Genomic DNA, 16,016 nt, shown 5'->3' with positions numbered 1-16,016 from the left:
CTCACATAATCTGGTTCACCACGCCGCCATCGACACGCATGGCGGCGCCCGACGTGCCGGAAGCGGCTTCGCTGCAGAGGTAGACCCCGAGCGCCGCCACCTCCTCCGACGAGGTGAAGCGCCGGATCAGTGAAGTCGGTCGAAAGTCGCGCAGGAATCCCGCTTCGATTTCCGCGACGCTCACGCCTGTGGCCTGGGCCCGCTCGGCGCGCATCCGGTCGGTGTTCTCGGTGTGAGTCGGGCCGGGCAACAAGGCGTTCACGGTGACGCCCGTGCCCGCGAGTTCCATGGCGAAGCCGCGCGACAGGGAAAGCTGCGCGGTCTTCGTCATGCCGTAGTGGATCATCTCCCTGGGAATGTTCAGCGCCGATTCGCTGGAGACGAAGACGATACGGCCCCAGCCACGCCCGGCCATTCCGGGCGCATAGTGGCGCGTGAAGCGCACACCGCTCATGACGTTGACCTCGAAGAAGCGCTGCCATTCGCCGTCGTCGATCTCGAAGGCGGGCTTGCGGCCATAGATACCCAGATTGTTCACCAGGATGTCGATATGCGGCACCTTGCCGAACACGATCTTCGCGCCCTCCGCCGTGGCGCAATCCGCCGCGATGCCCGTGGCCTTGGCTTCCGGCACGGCGTCCCTCAGCCGCCTCAACGCGTCGTCGACGCCTGCCTGCCCACGGCCCGTGATCACCACGCTCGCGCCTTCGGCGGCGAGGCCCTTGGCGATGGCGTAGCCGATGCCGGCGGTCGAGCCGGTAATCAGCGCATGCTTGTTGGCCAGTCCCAGATCCATGACGTTCTCTCCCTCGGGGCCGCGGCACGGTAGGCAGCGCTCCGGGCCTTGCCAAGCGGCGACCCGAGCATAATATCAGCACTCTGATATATGGAGCCGTCGATGTCCCACCCCCGCCTCACCTACGATGCCTTCGCGAAGATCGCTCCGGTCGCCCAGCAGTCGCTGATCGCGATGGGCCGGCAGGCCGACGAATCGGGCATAGACAAGCAGATCGTCGAACTGGTGAAGCTGCGCGTCTCCCAGATCAACAACTGCGCCTTCTGCCTGCAGATCCACCTCAACGTCTCGCGAAAGATCGGACTGCCGCAGGAGAAGCTCGACCTGGTCGCGACCTGGGAAGAGGCCGGCATCTTTTCCGACAGGGAATGCGCGGCCCTGGCCTGGGCCGAAACGCTGACGCAGCTCGCGGGGCGCAGCGTGCCGAACGACGCCTACGATGCAATCCGCAGGCACTTCAGCGAAGAGGAAGTCACCTTCCTCTCGGTATCCATCGCCACCATCAACGCCTGGAACCGCCTCGGCGCGGCCTTTCGCTTCGCCCCGCCGATCCAGAAGCGTTCTGCGGCCGCGTGACCCCGCGCGAAAGGGTCAGGCCAGTCGAAGGCGAAGGGTAAACACCGAACCGCCCTGCGGGCGGTCGTCGACCGTGATGGTGCCGTCATGGGCGGCAGCCACACGAGTGACGATCGCGAGTCCAAGACCGCGACTCTCGGGCCGCGAGCGATCGCGCCTCCAGAAGCGCTTGAAGATCGTCTCGCGCTCGGCAAGCGGCACGCCTGGCCCCTCGTCGAGCACGCGCACGATGCCTTCGGCATCCACATCGACGTCGACCGAACCGCCGGGCGGCGTATGGCGAATGGCGTTCTCGATGAGGTTGCGCACCGCCCGGAACAGCGCCTCGGCATGTCCGCGCACCCACACCGGCGTTTCCATCCCGGTGAGCGAGATGGTCTTGCCGCTGTTCACCGCCAGCGGCGCCATGAAAGCCACAGCGTCGGTACAGACGGCCTGCAGATCGGCCGTGGAATCGCCGTCCACGACGAAAGTCTCGAGTTCGGCGATGTCGAGGACCTGGTTCACCGTCCGGGTCATGTTCACGATGTCGGTCCGCAGCGATCCCCGCAGCGGCGCATCCTCCATCGTATCCACGCGCGCGCGCATGATGGCGAGCGGCGTCCGCAGCTCGTGCGCCATGTCGGCGGTGAATTCCCGTTGCGCACGGTAGCCGGTTTCGAGCCGGTCGAGCGCCTGGTTGACGGCATGGACCAGAGGCACGATCTCGGTCGGCATTGACTGCTCAGAAAGCCGGACGTCGGTGCTGGTCGGTCCGATAGAGGCCGCCGTGTCGGAGGCCTTCCGCACCGGATCGAGCACCCGGCGGAAGATGACGATGTCGATCACCAGAAGCAGCAGCAGGATCGGGAAGGTGATCCAGGCGACGCGCGGGAAGAACGAGGCAACGATGTCGTCGATGATGACGTCGCGATGCGTGAGATCCTGGCCAACCTGAATCCAGTAGAGGCGATCGTCGATGGCGCGCGGAACGTTCACCCCGATCAGGACCGTGCCGTTGCGGCGCCGCCGACTGAACGAATCCTTGGCCAGCGATTCACCCACGGCCGAGAGCGGTAGATCGTCGCGTCGCGAACTGAACAGCACCTTGCCCTTCGAATCGAGGATGGCATAGGCATAGAGACCGTACCCGCCCGAGTAGATCGGCTCGGCTTCCGGCGGGATGTCCAGCGTGACGTCGCCGTTCGCCATCGGCCGGAGAAAGCTGGCGATCGTGTAGGCCTGGGCGCGCAGGGCGTCGCGATGAAGGCTGTTGGCGGCCTCGTTGAGCAGCCAGTACAGCGCCAGGGGCATCAGGATCGACGTGACGCCGATCGCCACGACGTGCAGCGCGACGACCCGCGAGATGATCGAGCGGAAGCGCCTCAAGCGGTCGCCTTTTCCTCAGCCAGCAGATAGCCGACGCCGCGCACGGTGTGGATCTTCACTGTCGCACCGCAGTCCTGGAGCATCTTTCGCAGGCGGTGGACGTAAACCTCGACGGCGTTGGAACCGACATCGCCCGACAGGCCGAACAACTGGTCCTCGAACAGGCGCTTGGGCACCACGTTGCCACCCCGTCGCAGCAGGATCTCCAGGATCGCCGTCTCGCGCGCGGGAAAGACCCGCACGGCGCCATCGACGAAGACCCGGCGCCCCACGGTCTCGAGCGAGACGTTGCCGAAGATGAGCTCCCGGCCGAGAAGATTGCCCGGTCGGCGCAGCAGCGCCTGCAGACGCGCGACCAGCTCCTCCATCGCGAACGGCTTCACCAGATAGTCGTCGGCACCAGCGTGGAGACCGTTCACGCGATCGCTCACGCCGTCGCGCGCCGTCAGGACGAGCACGGGCGTCGAATCGCCGCGCCCGCGAATGCTCCGGAGGAGCGACAGGCCATCCTGATCGGGCAGACCGAGATCCAGCACGATCGCCGAGTAGCGCATGGCGGCCAGCGAGTAAGCCGCGTCGGCCGCATTGCCTACGGAATCAGCCGCGAAACCGCTGCGCGCCAGACCCTTTACCAGCAGGGCGACGAGTTCGGCATTGTCCTCGACGAGAAGGACTCTCATGGATGCCCCCTCCCCGGGCGCGATCGAGCAGGCCGATCCTAGCACGGACCGCTTCGAGGAACGGATTCGGCCGCACAAGTGGTTTGAAATCCCTACGGCCTGCACTTCGCGCCGGTCGAGGTTTCCGTGCTCGCCCGGATCGCGCGGTGGCGCCATCACCGTCATCCCCACCGCCGTCATCCCTCGTCTTGACCGGAGCCTGGGCGCCGCTGAAAAGGGGACGATGCCTTCCTCCGATGAAATGATCGATCTCGGCGATCGCCGCCTGCGGGTGCGGCGACTCGAGCCCAAGCAGGATGACGGCTTCGACCGCACGGTGCTGGTCTTCCTCCACGAGGGGCTGGGCTGCATCGAGATGTGGCGTGACTTTCCCCAGCGGCTTTGTGACGCCACGCGCTGCACCGGCATCGTCTACGACCGCACCGGCTACGGAAAATCGAGCGCCTGGCCGTCCGATCCGGGGCTCCGCTACATGGAGATTGAGGCCGACGACGTCCTGCCACGCCTGCTGGCGGCCCTCGGCGTCGAGGATTGCGTGCTGGTCGGCCACAGCGACGGCGGCACGATCGCATTGAACTATGCCGCCACCGACCCGGAGCCGCTGCGCGCGGTCGTGACCCTGGCGGCGCATGCGATCAACGAACCGGTCTGCGTCGAGGCCATCGCCCGCGCACGCGAGGCGTTCGCCTCCGGCGACCTGCGCCAGAAGCTCGCGAAGTATCACGGCGACAATGTCGACGGCGCCTTCCGCCTCTGGTCCGACGCCTGGGTGGCGCCGGGATTCGAGCCGATGGACGCCAACGGCCGGCTGCCCGGTGTCGCGGTGCCGGTGCAGGCGATCCAGGGCGAGGACGACGAATACGGCAGCGAGCTGCAGCTCGGCATCATCGCAGGCAAGGTCGGCGGCTATTGCGAGACCCGCCTGGTGCCGGATTGCGGCCACAGTCCGCACCTGCAGCAGCCTGCCTACGTCCTGTCCGAGATCACGCGCTTCGTGTCGCCGCTGGCTCTGGCCGGCTGATCAGAGGCGCTTTAGCTCGCTCGACGCGGCCCAGTTGAACTCGGAGGTTGTCGGGCAGCGCGCCTGCGCGAGCTGGAACTGTTCGCGAGCCCGCTGCTTCTCGCCCCGGCGCAGCGCTTCCACGCCCATGAAGAAGGCGGCCGGGCACTTGCCGTTGGTGCGCTTGGCGGCGTCGTCGGTTTCGGCCGCCACCTCGAGTTCGCCGGCCGTGCCCTTGCCGATCAGGTAGCGGATGATCGGGCCCGGCCACTCGTTGAGGCTTTCCGTGCCGACCTCCCGCGTGAGCGCCGTGCGCGCGTCGCGTCTGGCGCCGACCTGCGCCGCATAGCGCCACAGGAGCGGCGACTGTTTCGACTTGAAATTGGGGCGGTCCGCCAGGGTCGCGCCGAAATCCTCGATGGCCTGCGGAAAGTTGCCGAGATTCAAGTTGGCGAGGCCTCGATAATACAGAGCCGAGCGACGCTCGACGGGAGTCTGAGCGGCAGCCAAGGCCGTGTCGAGCAGGCCGAGGGCGCGCGAGAAGTCGGCGATCTGCATGTAGACCTGCGCCTGGGCCATCATCAGGGACGGATCGCCGGGCTTTCGTTGCAGGGCGCTGTCGAGGGTGCGCAACGCGGCCGCCCGGTCCCCGCTGCCGGCCAGGCCGGGCATGGTGCTGGACAAAACGACCTGCCAGTTGCCGGGCAGGACCTTGCCCATCTCGGCGATGTCCTTCTGGCTCTCCGCCTCGCGGCCCAGCCGGCTGAGCTGGAAGGCCCGGATGCTGAGATAGATCGAGCGGTCGAACGCGGAGAGCTGGGAGGCGGAGAGGATCTTGTTCAGGGAATCGAGCGAATTGCCGCCCGCCGCGCCCGTCGCACCGGGTGTAGAGGGGGCCAGCGGCGTGCCGGACGAGAAATCGCGCGCCGAGGGGTCCCACGCTTCAGTCGCATTGCGCTGTGCGGATGCCTCGCCCGAGAGGGCGAGCAGGGCCGAAAAAACCCCAATTGCCTGGACCATTCGACGTCGCATGCCGGCAATCTGGCACAATGGCCCCAAAGCCGCATCCCCGATTGCCTGTGAGGGTCCCTGCCCCTATTTTGCCCCACATCCGGATAGAACCGACCCTTCAGGAGTAAAGATATGGCCGCCGCCCATCCCAACAGCTTCAAAGCCCGCAAGACGCTGAAGGTCGGGAGCCGCAGCTACACCTACTTCAGCCTGAAGGCGGTCGAGAAGGAGGTCGGCGACCTCTCCCGCCTGCCCTTCTCGCTGCGCGTCCTGATGGAAAACCTGCTGCGGCACGAGGACGGCACGACGGTCAAGAAGACCGACATCTCGGCCTTTGGCGAGTGGATCAAGAATGGCGGCCGCTCCGCCAAGGAGATCAATTTCCGCCCCGCCCGCGTGCTGATGCAGGACTTCACCGGCGTCCCCGCCGTGGTCGATCTCGCCGCCATGCGCGACGCGATGGGCAAGCTGGGCGGCGATCCCAAGAAGATCAACCCGCTGGTCCCGGTCGACCTCGTGATCGACCATTCGGTGATCGTCGACAATTTCGGCAATTCGAGCGCCTTCGGCGCCAACGTGAAGCTCGAGTACGAACGCAACCTCGAGCGCTACCAGTTCCTGCGCTGGGGCTCGATGGCGTTCGACAATTTCCGCGTCGTGCCGCCGGGCACCGGCATCTGCCACCAGGTCAACCTCGAGTACCTAGCGCAGGTCGTCTGGACCAAGAAGGAAGGCAAGGAGACGATCGCCTATCCGGACACGCTGGTCGGCACCGACTCGCACACCACGATGGTGAACGGCCTGGCCGTGCTGGGCTGGGGCGTCGGCGGCATCGAGGCCGAGGCCGCCATGCTCGGCCAGCCGCAGCCGATGGTCATCCCCGACGTGGTGGGCTTCAAGCTCACCGGCAAGCTGAAGGAAGGCGCGACCGCGACCGACCTGGTGCTCACCGTCACCCAGATGCTGCGCAAGAAGGGCGTGGTGAACAAGTTCGTCGAATTCTACGGCGAGGGTCTCGAGGACCTGCCTCTGGCCAACCGCGCGACCATCGCCAACATGGCGCCCGAATACGGCGCGACCTGCGGCTTCTTCCCGGTCGACGAGATCACGCTGGGCTTCCTCAAGACCACCAACCGCGGCCAGGCCGCCAAGCTCACCGAGGCCTATGCCAAGAAGCAGGGCCTTTGGCGCTCCAAGAAGTCGCCGGAACCGGTCTTCACCGACACGCTGTCGCTCGACCTCGGCGACGTGGTGCCGAGCCTCGCCGGTCCGAAGCGCCCGCAGGACCGCGTGCCGCTCGACGAAGCCGCCCAGCAGTTCGTCGCGAACATGGAGAAGGAGTTCGACCGCAAGGACGACGGCAAGCGCATCAAGTGCGACGGTGCCGACTATGACCTCGGCCACGGCGACGTGGTGATCGCGGCCATCACGTCGTGCACCAATACGTCGAACCCTTACGTCATGCTGGGCGCCGGCCTGATCGCGCGCAACGCGGTGAAGCTCGGCCTCAAGGTCAAGCCGTGGGTGAAGACCTCGCTGGCGCCGGGCTCGCAGGTCGTGACCGAGTACTTCGAGGCCTCGGGCCTGCAGAAGGACCTGAACAAGATCGGCTTCAACCTGGTCGGCTACGGCTGCACGAGCTGCATCGGCAACTCCGGCCCGCTGCCCGATCCCGTCACCAAGGCGATCGGCGACGGCGACCTCGTCGTGAGCTCGGTCCTCTCGGGCAATCGCAACTTCGAAGGCCGCGTCAATCCGCTGACCCGCGCCAACTATCTCGCCTCGCCCATGCTGGTCGTGATCTACGCGCTGGCCGGCTCGATGAAGATCGACATCACCAAGGATCCGATCGGCCTCGGCAAGGGCGGCAAGCCGGTCTACCTGAAGGACCTCTGGCCTTCGAACATGGAAGTCGCCAAGACCGTCGACAAGTACGTCACCGCCAAGGCCTTCAAGAAGCGCTACGCCAACGTCTTCGAAGGCGACAGGTTCTGGCGTGGCATCAAGACCAAGCCCAGCCTGACCTATTCGTGGGACGACAAGTCGACCTACGTGCGCAACCCGCCCTACTTCGAGGGCATGGGCAAGACGCCGTCGGCGCTCAGCAACATCAAGGGCGCCCGTCCGCTCGGCCAGTTCGGCGACTCGATCACCACCGACCACATCTCGCCCGCCGGCTCGATCCGCAAGGACAGCCCCGCCGGCAAGTACCTGATGGAGGAAGGCGTCGAGGCCAAGGACTTCAACCAGTACGGCACCCGCCGCGGCAATCATGAGGTAATGATGCGCGGCACCTTTGCCAACATTCGCCTCAAGAACGAGATGGTCCCGGGCATCGAGGGCGGCTTCACGCATCACTTCACGACCGACCAGCCCGAGCCGATCTACGACGTGGCGATGCGCTACCGGAAGGAGCACACGCCGCAGGTGCTGATCGCCGGCAAGGAATACGGCACCGGCAGCTCGCGCGACTGGGCGGCCAAGGGCGTCAATCTGCTGGGCGTCAAGGCGGTGGTCTGCGAGACCTTCGAGCGTATCCATCGCTCGAACCTGGTCGGCATGGGCGTGCTGCCGCTGCAGTTCAAGGACGGCATGACGCGCAAGACGCTGAACCTCACCGGCCGCGAGACATTCGACGTGAGCGGCATCGACGGCGAGCTGAAGCCCGGCATGGACGTGCCGCTGACCATCCATCGCCCCGACGGCGCGTCGGAGACGATCATGCTGACCTGCCGCATCGATACCGCGGAGGAGGTCGGCTACTTCAAGAACGGCGGCGTGCTGCACTACGTGCTGCGCAACCTGGCCCAAGCGGCCTGACGCCGGCGGATACGGGAACCATGGCGACGGGGCTTCCAGGCCATGCCGTCGCCATGGCCCGCAACAACATCTGGGCGAACCACCGGCTGCTGACGGCCTGCAAGGCCCTCACGCCGGAGGAGTTCGCCGCCCCGCGCACGAGCTTCTTCCCGTCGCTGCGCGCCACGCTCAATCACATCCTCTGGGTCGACCGCTATTACATCGACGCGCTCGAGCGCGATCCGACGGTGCTGCAGCGGTATCATGACCCGGTCCCAGATTTCGCCGACGCCGCGTCACTCTACGACCAGCAGATCGCGAGCGACCGGCGCCTGCTCGCTTTCTGCGAGCGCCAGACCGAGGCGAGCCTGGCCGGGGGCCTGTCGCTGCCGCGGCCCAATCGCACGCCGCCGCCGTCGAGCGTCATTTCGATCCTGGAGCACCTCTTCCAGCACCAGACGCACCATCGCGGCCAGGCGCATGCCATGCTGGCCGGGACCCGCGTGAAGCCGCCGCAACTCGACGAGTTCTTCCTCGCGGGCGAGCAGAATCTGCGGCGCGACGAGCTGCTGGCGCTGGGGCTCGAGCCCTCCTGATGCGTCCCCGCTCTTCCTTTGCCGGGGCGGCAATCGAGGTGAGCGACCTCGCGCGCTCCGTCGCCTTCCACCGCCTGTGGCTGCCGATGTTGGGTTTCCATCGCGTCTGGACCAGCCCCGACCGGGTGATGTGGTCGCGCGGCTACGACCATTTCGTGATGCGCCAGGCCAAGGACGGCATTTCCTACGGGCCGGGCGCGCTGTGGCTCGCGGTCTCCGCCGAAAGCCGCGGCCAGGTCGATCAGGTTTTCGCCGAGCTGCGCGACGCCGGCGCGGAGATCATCCAACCGCCGCAGGAACTCGACTATCTCGCGCCCGGCTACTACTCCGTGGGCTTCCGCGATCCCGACGGCGTGCCCATCGAGGTCATGCATCGCTGGGAAGACCTGCCCGAGGTCCCCGATGCCGAGCATGTGCGCGTGCCCGGCCATGGCGTCAGCCTGGGCGGCTACTTCTTCAAGCCCGTTGCCGGCCAGCCGCCCTATCCGGCGCTGATCCTGCTGCACGGCTTCGCGGGCCACGCCCACAACATGGTGGGTCTCGCGCGTGCCGCCGCGGCGAACGGCTATGCCGCGCTCTCGCTGTCGCTGCGCGGCTGGCTGGGCTCCGAGGGCGAGAACGACCAGGGCCTGCGCCAGCCGCTCGACGTGCTGGCGGCCATCGACTGGCTGGCCAAGCGACCGCTGGTCGACCGTGACCGCATAGCGCTGGTGGGCGCCTCGATGGGCGGACAGGTGGCGCTACTCGCCGCCGCCCACAAGCCGCCGGTTCGCGCCGTCGCCGCCTTCTTCGCGCCCACCGATCTCGCGCGCTGGCGCGAGGCCAATCCCTTCATGCGCGACTATCTCGACGACCTGTGCGGTCCGGAAGGACTGCCGGTGCGCTCGCCGATCCTGCGTGTGGCCCAGATCGATGCGCCGGTCCTCCTTCTGCACGGCGATCGCGACGAGAACGTGCCGGTCGAGCAGTCGCTTGCCATGGCCGAAGCGCTGCGCAATCACGGCAAGGACGCCGAGGCCGTCGTGATCCCCGGCGCCACGCACTATTTCACCGAGCAGCAGAATGCCGCCGCGCGGCGCACGCTGTTCGACTTCCTGCGTCGTCATCTCACCCGGAGCTAATCGTCCATGCGCGTGTCCGAAGCCATCAACTCCCGCCGCTCCATGCGCGTCTTCAAGGCCGATCCGGTGGCCAAGGCCGACATCGAATGGATCATCGAGAACGCCAACCGCTCGGCCTCGAACGGCAACCTGCAGCCGTGGAAGCTCTACGTGACCATGGGCGCGGCGCGGAAGCGGCTCTCCGCCGCCATCCTGAAGGCGATGGACGACGGCGATAACGGCCCGGGCGCGGAGTACAACGTCTATCCGCAGGAAATGACGCCGGTATATGACGCGCGCCGCAAGCTGGTCGGCAAGCAGCTCTACACCCTGCTCGGCGTGCCGCGCGGCGACGCGGCCGGCATGCTGAAACAATTCCGCAAGAACTACGAATTCTTCGACGCGCCGGTCGGCATGATCCTCTGCGTCGAGAAGCGCATGGGCAACGGCCAGTGGATCGACTGCGGCATCTTCCTCGACCAGCTCATGCTGCTGGCGCGCGAGAAGGGCCTGCACACCTGCCCGCAGGCCGCCTTCAGCCGCTACCAGCACGTGGTGCGCCGCGAGCTCGGCATTCCCGAGGACCAGACGGTGATCTGCGGCCTGGCGCTGGGCCACGCCGATCCCGACGTGGTGCCCAACAGCCTGATCACCGACCGCGCCCCGATCGGGGACTTCACGACCTGGTTCAGCGAATGACGGCCTAAAGTCGAATTGCCGGGTCTGGCGACCGCACGCTAAAACACGGACAATTCAGGGCATAAAGCCGAAGCCGGAGGAAAAGCCATGGCCGATGAGGTGATCGCCGTCAGTTCGGACTGGGCCAAGCGCGCCTATGTCGACGACGCCAAGTACAAGGCCATGTACGAGGCCTCGACCACGGATCCCGCCAAATTCTGGGAAGAACACGGCAAGAGGATCGACTGGATCAAGCCCTACAGCCCCTCGGCCGTGCGCGACGTCGACTACAACGGCGACGTCCGCATCCGCTGGTTCCACGACGGCGTGCTGAACGTCTCGGCCAACTGCATCGACCGTCACCTCGCCAGGCGCGCCGACCAGACCGCGATCATCTGGGAAGGCGACGATCCGGCGAAGTCGAAGAAAATCACGTACCGCGAGCTGCACGGCGAAGTCTGCCGCATGGCCAACGCGCTCAAGGAACTGGGCGTCAAGAAGGGCGATCGCGTCACCATCTACCTGCCGATGATCCCCGAGGCGGCCTACGCGATGCTGGCCTGCACGCGCATCGGGGCCATCCACTCCGTCGTGTTCGGCGGCTTCTCGCCCGACAGCCTCGCGAACCGCCTGGTCGATTGCGACAGCAACGTCGTGATCACGGCCGACGAGGGCCTGCGCGCCGGCAAGCATGTGCCGCTCAAGGCCAATTGCGACGAGGCGCTCAAGAAGGCGCCGGGCGTCAAGAAGGTGCTGGTCGTGAAGCACACCGGCGGCAAGGTCGCCTGGGAGGCCGGCCGCGACGTGTGGTGGCACGAGATCGCCGCCAAGGTGCCGGCCGACTGCAAGCCCGAGCCGATGGGCGCCGAGGATCCGCTGTTCATCCTCTATACGTCGGGATCGACCGGCAAGCCGAAGGGCGTGCTGCACACGACTGGCGGCTACATCGTCTTCGCGTCGATGACCCACCAGTACGTGTTCGATTATCACGACGGCGACGTCTACTGGTGCACCGCCGACGTGGGCTGGGTGACCGGCCACAGCTACATCCTCTACGGACCGCTGGCCAACGGCGCCACGACCCTGATGTTCGAAGGCGTGCCCAACTATCCCGATTCCAGCCGCTTCTGGCAGGTGATCGACAAGCACCAGGTGAACATCTTCTACACCGCCCCCACCGCCATCCGCGCGCTGATGCGAGAGGGCGAGGCACCAGTGAAGAAGACCTCACGCGCGAGCCTGCGCCTGCTGGGGTCGGTCGGCGAGCCGATCAATCCAGAGGCCTGGCTCTGGTACCACCGCGTGGTGGGCGACAGCCGATGCCCGATCGTCGACACATGGTGGCAGACCGAGACAGGCGGCATCCTGATTACGCCGCTGCCCGGCGCGACGGCGCTGAAGCCCGGCTCAGCGACCAAGCCCTTCTTCGGCGTGCAGCCGGTGATGGTCGATGCCGAGGGCAAGGAACTGCAAGGCGCCTGCACCGGCAATCTCTGCTTGGTCAATTCGTGGCCCGGCCAGATGCGCACGGTCTACGGCGACCACCAGCGATTCATCGACACCTACTTCAAGACCTATCCCGGCAAGTACTTCACCGGCGACGGCGCGCGCCGCGACGAGGACGGCTACTACTGGATCACTGGCCGGGTCGACGACGTCATCAACGTCTCGGGCCATCGCATCGGCACCGCCGAGGTCGAGAGCGCGCTGGTCGGCAACACCAAGGTGGCCGAGGCCGCCGTGGTCGGCTTCCCGCACGACATCAAGGGCCAGGGCATCTATGCCTACGTCACTCTGAAGGCCGGCGAGCATCCGTCCGAGGAGTTGCGCAAGGAGCTGGTCGCTTGGGTGCGCAAGGAGATCGGCCCGATCGCCACGCCCGACGTCATCCAGTGGGCGCCCGGCCTGCCCAAGACCCGTTCCGGCAAGATCATGCGCCGCATCCTGCGCAAGATCGCCGAGAACGACTTCAGCAACCTGGGCGACACGTCCACGCTCGCCGACCCGATGGTGGTCGACGATCTCGTCAAGAACCGCGGCAAGTAAGGAACCCGATGGCCAACCCGACGATCACCCAACTCGCCGCGGATCTGGCCGCCGGCCGCACCACCTCGCGCAAGCTCATCGAGGAAGCGCTCGCGCGCATCGCGGACCCCAAGGGTGAAGGCCAGCGCGCTTTCGTGAAGGTCTGGAAGGACCAAGCGCTGGCCGCCGCAGAGGCGAGCGACGGCTTGCGCAAGGCGGGCCTCGTGCCCTCGCCGCTGGCCGGCATCCCGATCTCGATCAAGAACCTGTGCGACGTCGCGGGCGAGACGACGCTCTCAGGCTCCAAGGCGCTCGACGACGCGAAGCCCGCGACCGAGGACGCACCCGTGGTGGCGCGCCTGCGCGCGGCCGGCGCCGTGATCGTCGGCAGCACCAACATGAGCGAGTTCGCCTTCTCCGGCGTCGGCTTCAATCCGCACTACGGCACGCCGGGCAATCCGGCCGACCGCACGCGCGTGCCCGGCGGTTCCTCGGCCGGCGCCGCCGTCTCGGTGGCCGACCGCATGGCCGTCGCCGCGCTGGGTACCGACACCGGTGGCTCGGTGCGCATTCCCGCCGCGGTCTGCGGCGTGGTCGGGTTCAAGCCGACGGCGCGCCGCGTGCCGATCGACGGCGTGGTCCCGCTCTCGACCTCGCTCGACTCGATCGGCCCGCTCGCCAACTCGGTCGAGGATTGCGCCATCGTCGACGCCGTCTTCGCCGGTGAACTCGGAAAGGGGCCGATCTCGGTGCCCGACGCGGCGCCGCTCGCCGGCCTGCGCTTCGCGATCCCGAAGCATTTCGTGATGGGCGATCTCGACGCCACGGTCGCCAAGGCCTTCGAGCGCGCCTGCAAGGCGCTGGCGGCCAAGGGCGTGAAGATCGAGGAGATCGATCTCGCCGAGCTGAACGAACTGCCGACCATCAACGCCAAGGGCGGCTTCGCGGCCTCCGAGGCCTATGCCTGGCACAAGGACCTGATCGCGCGCCGCGGCAACGTCTACGATCCGTTCGTCCATCCGCGCATCATGCGCGGCAAGGACATGACCGCCGCCGACTATATCGAGCTGCTGGCCAGGCGCGCCGACCTCTGCCGCCGCGTCTCGGCCATCACCTCGAACTACGACGCGGTGATCATGCCGACCTGCGCCATCGTCGCGCCGACGATCGAGGAGATTTCGACGCCGGACGGCTTCACCAAGAAGAACCTGCTGCTGCTGCGCAACACCACGGTCGGCAACTTCCTTGACCGCTGCGGCATCAGCCTGCCCTGTCATGCGCAGGGCGAATTGCCCGTCGGCTTCATGCTGATGGGGGAAGCGATGGCCGACAAGCGCGTGCTGGCGATGGCGCGGTCAGTGGCGCCGGTCGTCGCGGCGCACTAACCGCAAAGCTCCGTCGTCTCGACCGGAGCGCGCAGCGCGGAGTGGAGAGACCTTCTCTCCACCAAAAGCCGGCAAATTGTTGAGAGAAGGTCTCTCCACTCCGCCTCGCCGCGCGAGGCTACGGTCGAGACGACGGCTTTCTATCAAGCCGATAGCAAGGCGTTACTGATACCGGGGATCGTCGGGGCGGCGCATCTTCCAGACGTTGTCGGTCGTCGTGTATTCGCTGTAGCCCAGCCGCGCGACCGGCTTCATCGACATGATGTCGACGCGGCCGTCCTTCAGGATGGCGTCGTCGATGTGGATGCCGACCACCTGTCCCAGCACGATCGAACCGCGCTTGGCTTCGTGTCCCGGCTCTTCCGGCAGCTCGATCGTCTTCCAGTACTTGCACTCGAGCGCGATAGGCGATTCCTTGACCCGCGGCGGCTTCACGAAGCGGCAGGACTCGGGCGTCAGGCCGGCGAGCTTCATCTCGTCGATGCCGTAGGCCACCATCGCGGTGGTGATGTTCATCTTCTCGCTCATCTCCGCGGTCACCATGTTGACCACGAATTCGCCGGTCTCCTCGGCGTTCATGCGGCTGTGCTTGGTCGGCGTGTCACCGTAGGTGCCGGTGATGGCGAAATAGACCATGGGCGGGAACTCGCCGACGCCGTTGTAGAAGCTGTAGGGCGCGAGGTTGACCCGGCCTTGCCCGTCGACGGTCGAGATCCAGCCGATCGGCCGCGGCACGATCAGCGCCTTCAGCGGATCCTGCGGCAGTCCATGGTCGCGCTTCGAGGCATCATAGAACATCTGTCTTCCCTCACCCGAATTTCACCGGTGGTGTCTGCACTGTCGGCGCCGCCGCATCAAGCAGCGCCTGCCGGTCGCCCGACCGCGGCGGATAGATGCGTTCGCGGTTGATCAGTTCCTTGGTGCGCTTGGCCGTTGCGCCGCGCGACACCAGCCTGCGGTCCCAGCCCTCGGTGTAAAGCGCGCCCCACGGCCCGAGATCGAGGATGGTCGTGTACCAGCCGATGGCGAGAGGCAGCATCGGCCGGCCGAGCAGGTCGCAGACCGCATTGTGGCCGGCAAAGCGGCCCATCGGCCGGCCATGCTGGCATGACATGACGCAATCGTGCGTGCCATCGATCAGGAACGACGCGACGTCGCCCGCCGCAAACTCGGCGGCGAGTCCCCTGATCTTCAGGGTCGGCTCGACCGGCAGGCGGCCGAGGCGGTCGCGTTCGAGGGGAAAGGCCGACGTGAGCGGATGGGCACGCATGCCGGCGCACCACACGATCGTCGCGGCCTCGATACGCTCGCCGCCTTCCAGCGTCGCGCCCCTGGCATCGACCGCGACGACCGACACGCCGCCGCGCGTCTCGACGCGCAGCGCCGCCAAGGCTTCCTCGATGACCGACATCGCTTCGGCACCCATGTCCGAGCCGATGCGCGGCGCATGGTCGGCCAGGATCACGCGCGGCGTCCTCACGCCAGCCGCGCGCAGCTTGCCCGGCATCTCGGCCGCGGTTTCGATGCCCGTCAGTCCGCCGCCGACCACCAGCACGGTCGACGCACTGGAGCCCAGACGAGCGATGTGTTCATTGAGTCGCATCGCGGCGTCATGGGTGTCGACGTCGAAGCCATGCTCGACGAGGCCGGGTATCGGCGGCCTTGCGAGTTGGCTGCCCAGAGCGAAGACGAGCCGGTCATAGCCAATGCCTTGCGCCGCACCATCGGCATCGTAGCTCACGCGCCGGCTCCGAACGTCGATGCCCGTTACCCTCCCCTGGAGACGCCGGATATCAACCGGCCCCAGCACGTCGTCGAGCGCGACGCGGGTATCCGACAGGTCGGCTTCGTAATTGCGCACACGGATCGAATGCCAGGGCGTGTCGTTCAGCAGAACGATCTCGAGATCGGCGTCGAATATCGCGCGCGCCCGTGTCGCCGCCAGCGCGCTCCAAAGGCCGGCGAACCCGCCGCCCAGAACCAGGATGCGTCCCGTCATCAC

14 protein-coding genes are annotated in these 16,016 nt (G+C 66.8%); 8 read left to right on the top strand and 6 right to left on the bottom strand.

What is annotated here, in order from left to right; translation table 11 throughout:
- Position 1: 1 nt before the first annotated feature.
- Positions 2 to 796: an SDR family NAD(P)-dependent oxidoreductase gene (locus tag KQ910_RS07000; RefSeq protein WP_216957743.1), complete on the bottom strand. Its 795-nt coding sequence runs from the start codon at positions 794 to 796 to the stop codon at positions 2 to 4.
- Positions 797 to 898: 102 nt separating this feature from the next.
- Between KQ910_RS07000 and KQ910_RS06995 the strand changes: the two genes are divergently transcribed.
- Positions 899 to 1,372: a carboxymuconolactone decarboxylase family protein gene (locus KQ910_RS06995; protein WP_216957742.1), complete on the top strand. Its 474-nt coding sequence runs from the start codon at positions 899 to 901 to the stop codon at positions 1,370 to 1,372.
- Positions 1,373 to 1,387: 15 nt separating this feature from the next.
- Here KQ910_RS06995 and KQ910_RS06990 read toward each other — a convergent pair whose 3' ends face one another.
- On the bottom strand, positions 1,388 to 2,740 hold the full coding sequence (locus KQ910_RS06990; RefSeq protein ID WP_229600349.1) for a sensor histidine kinase: 1,353 nt from the start codon (positions 2,738 to 2,740) through the stop codon (positions 1,388 to 1,390).
- The gene (locus KQ910_RS06985; protein ID WP_216957741.1) at positions 2,737 to 3,420 is read right to left on the bottom strand and encodes a response regulator; all 684 of its coding nucleotides are present in this window, start codon (positions 3,418 to 3,420) and stop codon (positions 2,737 to 2,739) included. Before KQ910_RS06985 ends, KQ910_RS06990 begins: the two co-directional genes overlap by 4 nt.
- 223 nt (positions 3,421 to 3,643) lie before the next feature.
- Between KQ910_RS06985 and KQ910_RS06980 the strand changes: the two genes are divergently transcribed.
- Positions 3,644 to 4,441: an alpha/beta fold hydrolase gene (locus tag KQ910_RS06980; RefSeq protein ID WP_216957740.1), complete on the top strand. Its 798-nt coding sequence runs from the start codon at positions 3,644 to 3,646 to the stop codon at positions 4,439 to 4,441.
- On the opposite strand, the gene KQ910_RS06975 is transcribed toward KQ910_RS06980, so the two are convergent.
- Complete coding sequence (locus tag KQ910_RS06975; RefSeq protein ID WP_216957739.1) at positions 4,442 to 5,440, bottom strand: tetratricopeptide repeat protein; 999 nt, start codon at positions 5,438 to 5,440, stop codon at positions 4,442 to 4,444.
- A 123-nt stretch (positions 5,441 to 5,563) separates the two neighbouring features.
- Here KQ910_RS06975 and acnA point away from each other — a divergent pair, with 123 nt between their 5' ends.
- The 6 genes from acnA to KQ910_RS06945 all read left to right on the top strand — a co-directional run bounded on the left by acnA (position 5,564) and on the right by KQ910_RS06945 (position 14,014).
- Positions 5,564 to 8,251 (top strand): aconitate hydratase AcnA, encoded by a 2,688-nt coding sequence (gene acnA, locus KQ910_RS06970; RefSeq protein WP_216957738.1) that lies wholly within the window; start codon positions 5,564 to 5,566, stop codon positions 8,249 to 8,251.
- Positions 8,252 to 8,271: 20 nt separating this feature from the next.
- Positions 8,272 to 8,826, top strand: a complete 555-nt coding sequence (locus KQ910_RS06965) for a DinB family protein (protein WP_216957737.1) — start codon at positions 8,272 to 8,274, stop codon at positions 8,824 to 8,826.
- A complete protein-coding gene (locus tag KQ910_RS06960; RefSeq protein ID WP_216957736.1) occupies positions 8,826 to 9,947 on the top strand; it encodes an alpha/beta fold hydrolase in 1,122 nt (373 codons plus the stop codon). Before KQ910_RS06965 ends, KQ910_RS06960 begins: the two co-directional genes overlap by 1 nt.
- A gap of 6 nt (positions 9,948 to 9,953) precedes the next feature.
- Positions 9,954 to 10,625: a nitroreductase gene (locus KQ910_RS06955; RefSeq protein ID WP_216957735.1), complete on the top strand. Its 672-nt coding sequence runs from the start codon at positions 9,954 to 9,956 to the stop codon at positions 10,623 to 10,625.
- A gap of 87 nt (positions 10,626 to 10,712) precedes the next feature.
- Positions 10,713 to 12,650: an acetate--CoA ligase gene (acs, locus tag KQ910_RS06950; protein WP_216957734.1), complete on the top strand. Its 1,938-nt coding sequence runs from the start codon at positions 10,713 to 10,715 to the stop codon at positions 12,648 to 12,650.
- Between the two features lie 8 nt (positions 12,651 to 12,658).
- Positions 12,659 to 14,014 (top strand): amidase, encoded by a 1,356-nt coding sequence (locus KQ910_RS06945; RefSeq protein WP_216957733.1) that lies wholly within the window; start codon positions 12,659 to 12,661, stop codon positions 14,012 to 14,014.
- A 162-nt stretch (positions 14,015 to 14,176) separates the two neighbouring features.
- Here the strand turns inward: KQ910_RS06945 and KQ910_RS06940 are convergent, their stop codons facing one another.
- A complete protein-coding gene (locus tag KQ910_RS06940; RefSeq protein WP_216957732.1) occupies positions 14,177 to 14,812 on the bottom strand; it encodes a flavin reductase family protein in 636 nt (211 codons plus the stop codon).
- A gap of 10 nt (positions 14,813 to 14,822) precedes the next feature.
- Complete coding sequence (locus KQ910_RS06935) at positions 14,823 to 16,013, bottom strand: NAD(P)/FAD-dependent oxidoreductase (RefSeq protein WP_216957731.1); 1,191 nt, start codon at positions 16,011 to 16,013, stop codon at positions 14,823 to 14,825.
- Between the last annotated feature and the right edge of the window lie 3 nt (positions 16,014 to 16,016).

The organism is Reyranella humidisoli, assembly GCF_019039055.1.
GTDB lineage: Bacteria > Pseudomonadota > Alphaproteobacteria > Reyranellales > Reyranellaceae > Reyranella > Reyranella humidisoli.
Note: the sequence above shows the minus strand (reverse complement) of the source record. Positions and strands in the feature narration are given on the sequence as shown.

What these genes read in the sequence shown, in the direction of transcription:
- KQ910_RS06935 (WP_216957731.1), bottom strand. Translation starts at nt 16,013, where the DNA reads ATGACGGGACGCATCCTGGTTCTGGGCGGCGGGTTCGCCGGCCTTTGG.
- KQ910_RS06975 (WP_216957739.1), bottom strand. Translation starts at nt 5,440, where the DNA reads ATGGTCCAGGCAATTGGGGTTTTTTCGGCCCTGCTCGCCCTCTCGGGC.
- KQ910_RS06985 (WP_216957741.1), bottom strand. Translation starts at nt 3,420, where the DNA reads ATGAGAGTCCTTCTCGTCGAGGACAATGCCGAACTCGTCGCCCTGCTG.
- acs (WP_216957734.1), top strand. Translation starts at nt 10,713, where the DNA reads ATGGCCGATGAGGTGATCGCCGTCAGTTCGGACTGGGCCAAGCGCGCC.
- KQ910_RS06980 (WP_216957740.1), top strand. Translation starts at nt 3,644, where the DNA reads ATGCCTTCCTCCGATGAAATGATCGATCTCGGCGATCGCCGCCTGCGG.
- KQ910_RS06965 (WP_216957737.1), top strand. Translation starts at nt 8,272, where the DNA reads ATGGCGACGGGGCTTCCAGGCCATGCCGTCGCCATGGCCCGCAACAAC.
- KQ910_RS06995 (WP_216957742.1), top strand. Translation starts at nt 899, where the DNA reads ATGTCCCACCCCCGCCTCACCTACGATGCCTTCGCGAAGATCGCTCCG.
- acnA (WP_216957738.1), top strand. Translation starts at nt 5,564, where the DNA reads ATGGCCGCCGCCCATCCCAACAGCTTCAAAGCCCGCAAGACGCTGAAG.
- KQ910_RS06960 (WP_216957736.1), top strand. Translation starts at nt 8,826, where the DNA reads ATGCGTCCCCGCTCTTCCTTTGCCGGGGCGGCAATCGAGGTGAGCGAC.
- KQ910_RS06945 (WP_216957733.1), top strand. Translation starts at nt 12,659, where the DNA reads ATGGCCAACCCGACGATCACCCAACTCGCCGCGGATCTGGCCGCCGGC.
- KQ910_RS06955 (WP_216957735.1), top strand. Translation starts at nt 9,954, where the DNA reads ATGCGCGTGTCCGAAGCCATCAACTCCCGCCGCTCCATGCGCGTCTTC.
- KQ910_RS07000 (WP_216957743.1), bottom strand. Translation starts at nt 796, where the DNA reads ATGGATCTGGGACTGGCCAACAAGCATGCGCTGATTACCGGCTCGACC.
- KQ910_RS06940 (WP_216957732.1), bottom strand. Translation starts at nt 14,812, where the DNA reads ATGTTCTATGATGCCTCGAAGCGCGACCATGGACTGCCGCAGGATCCG.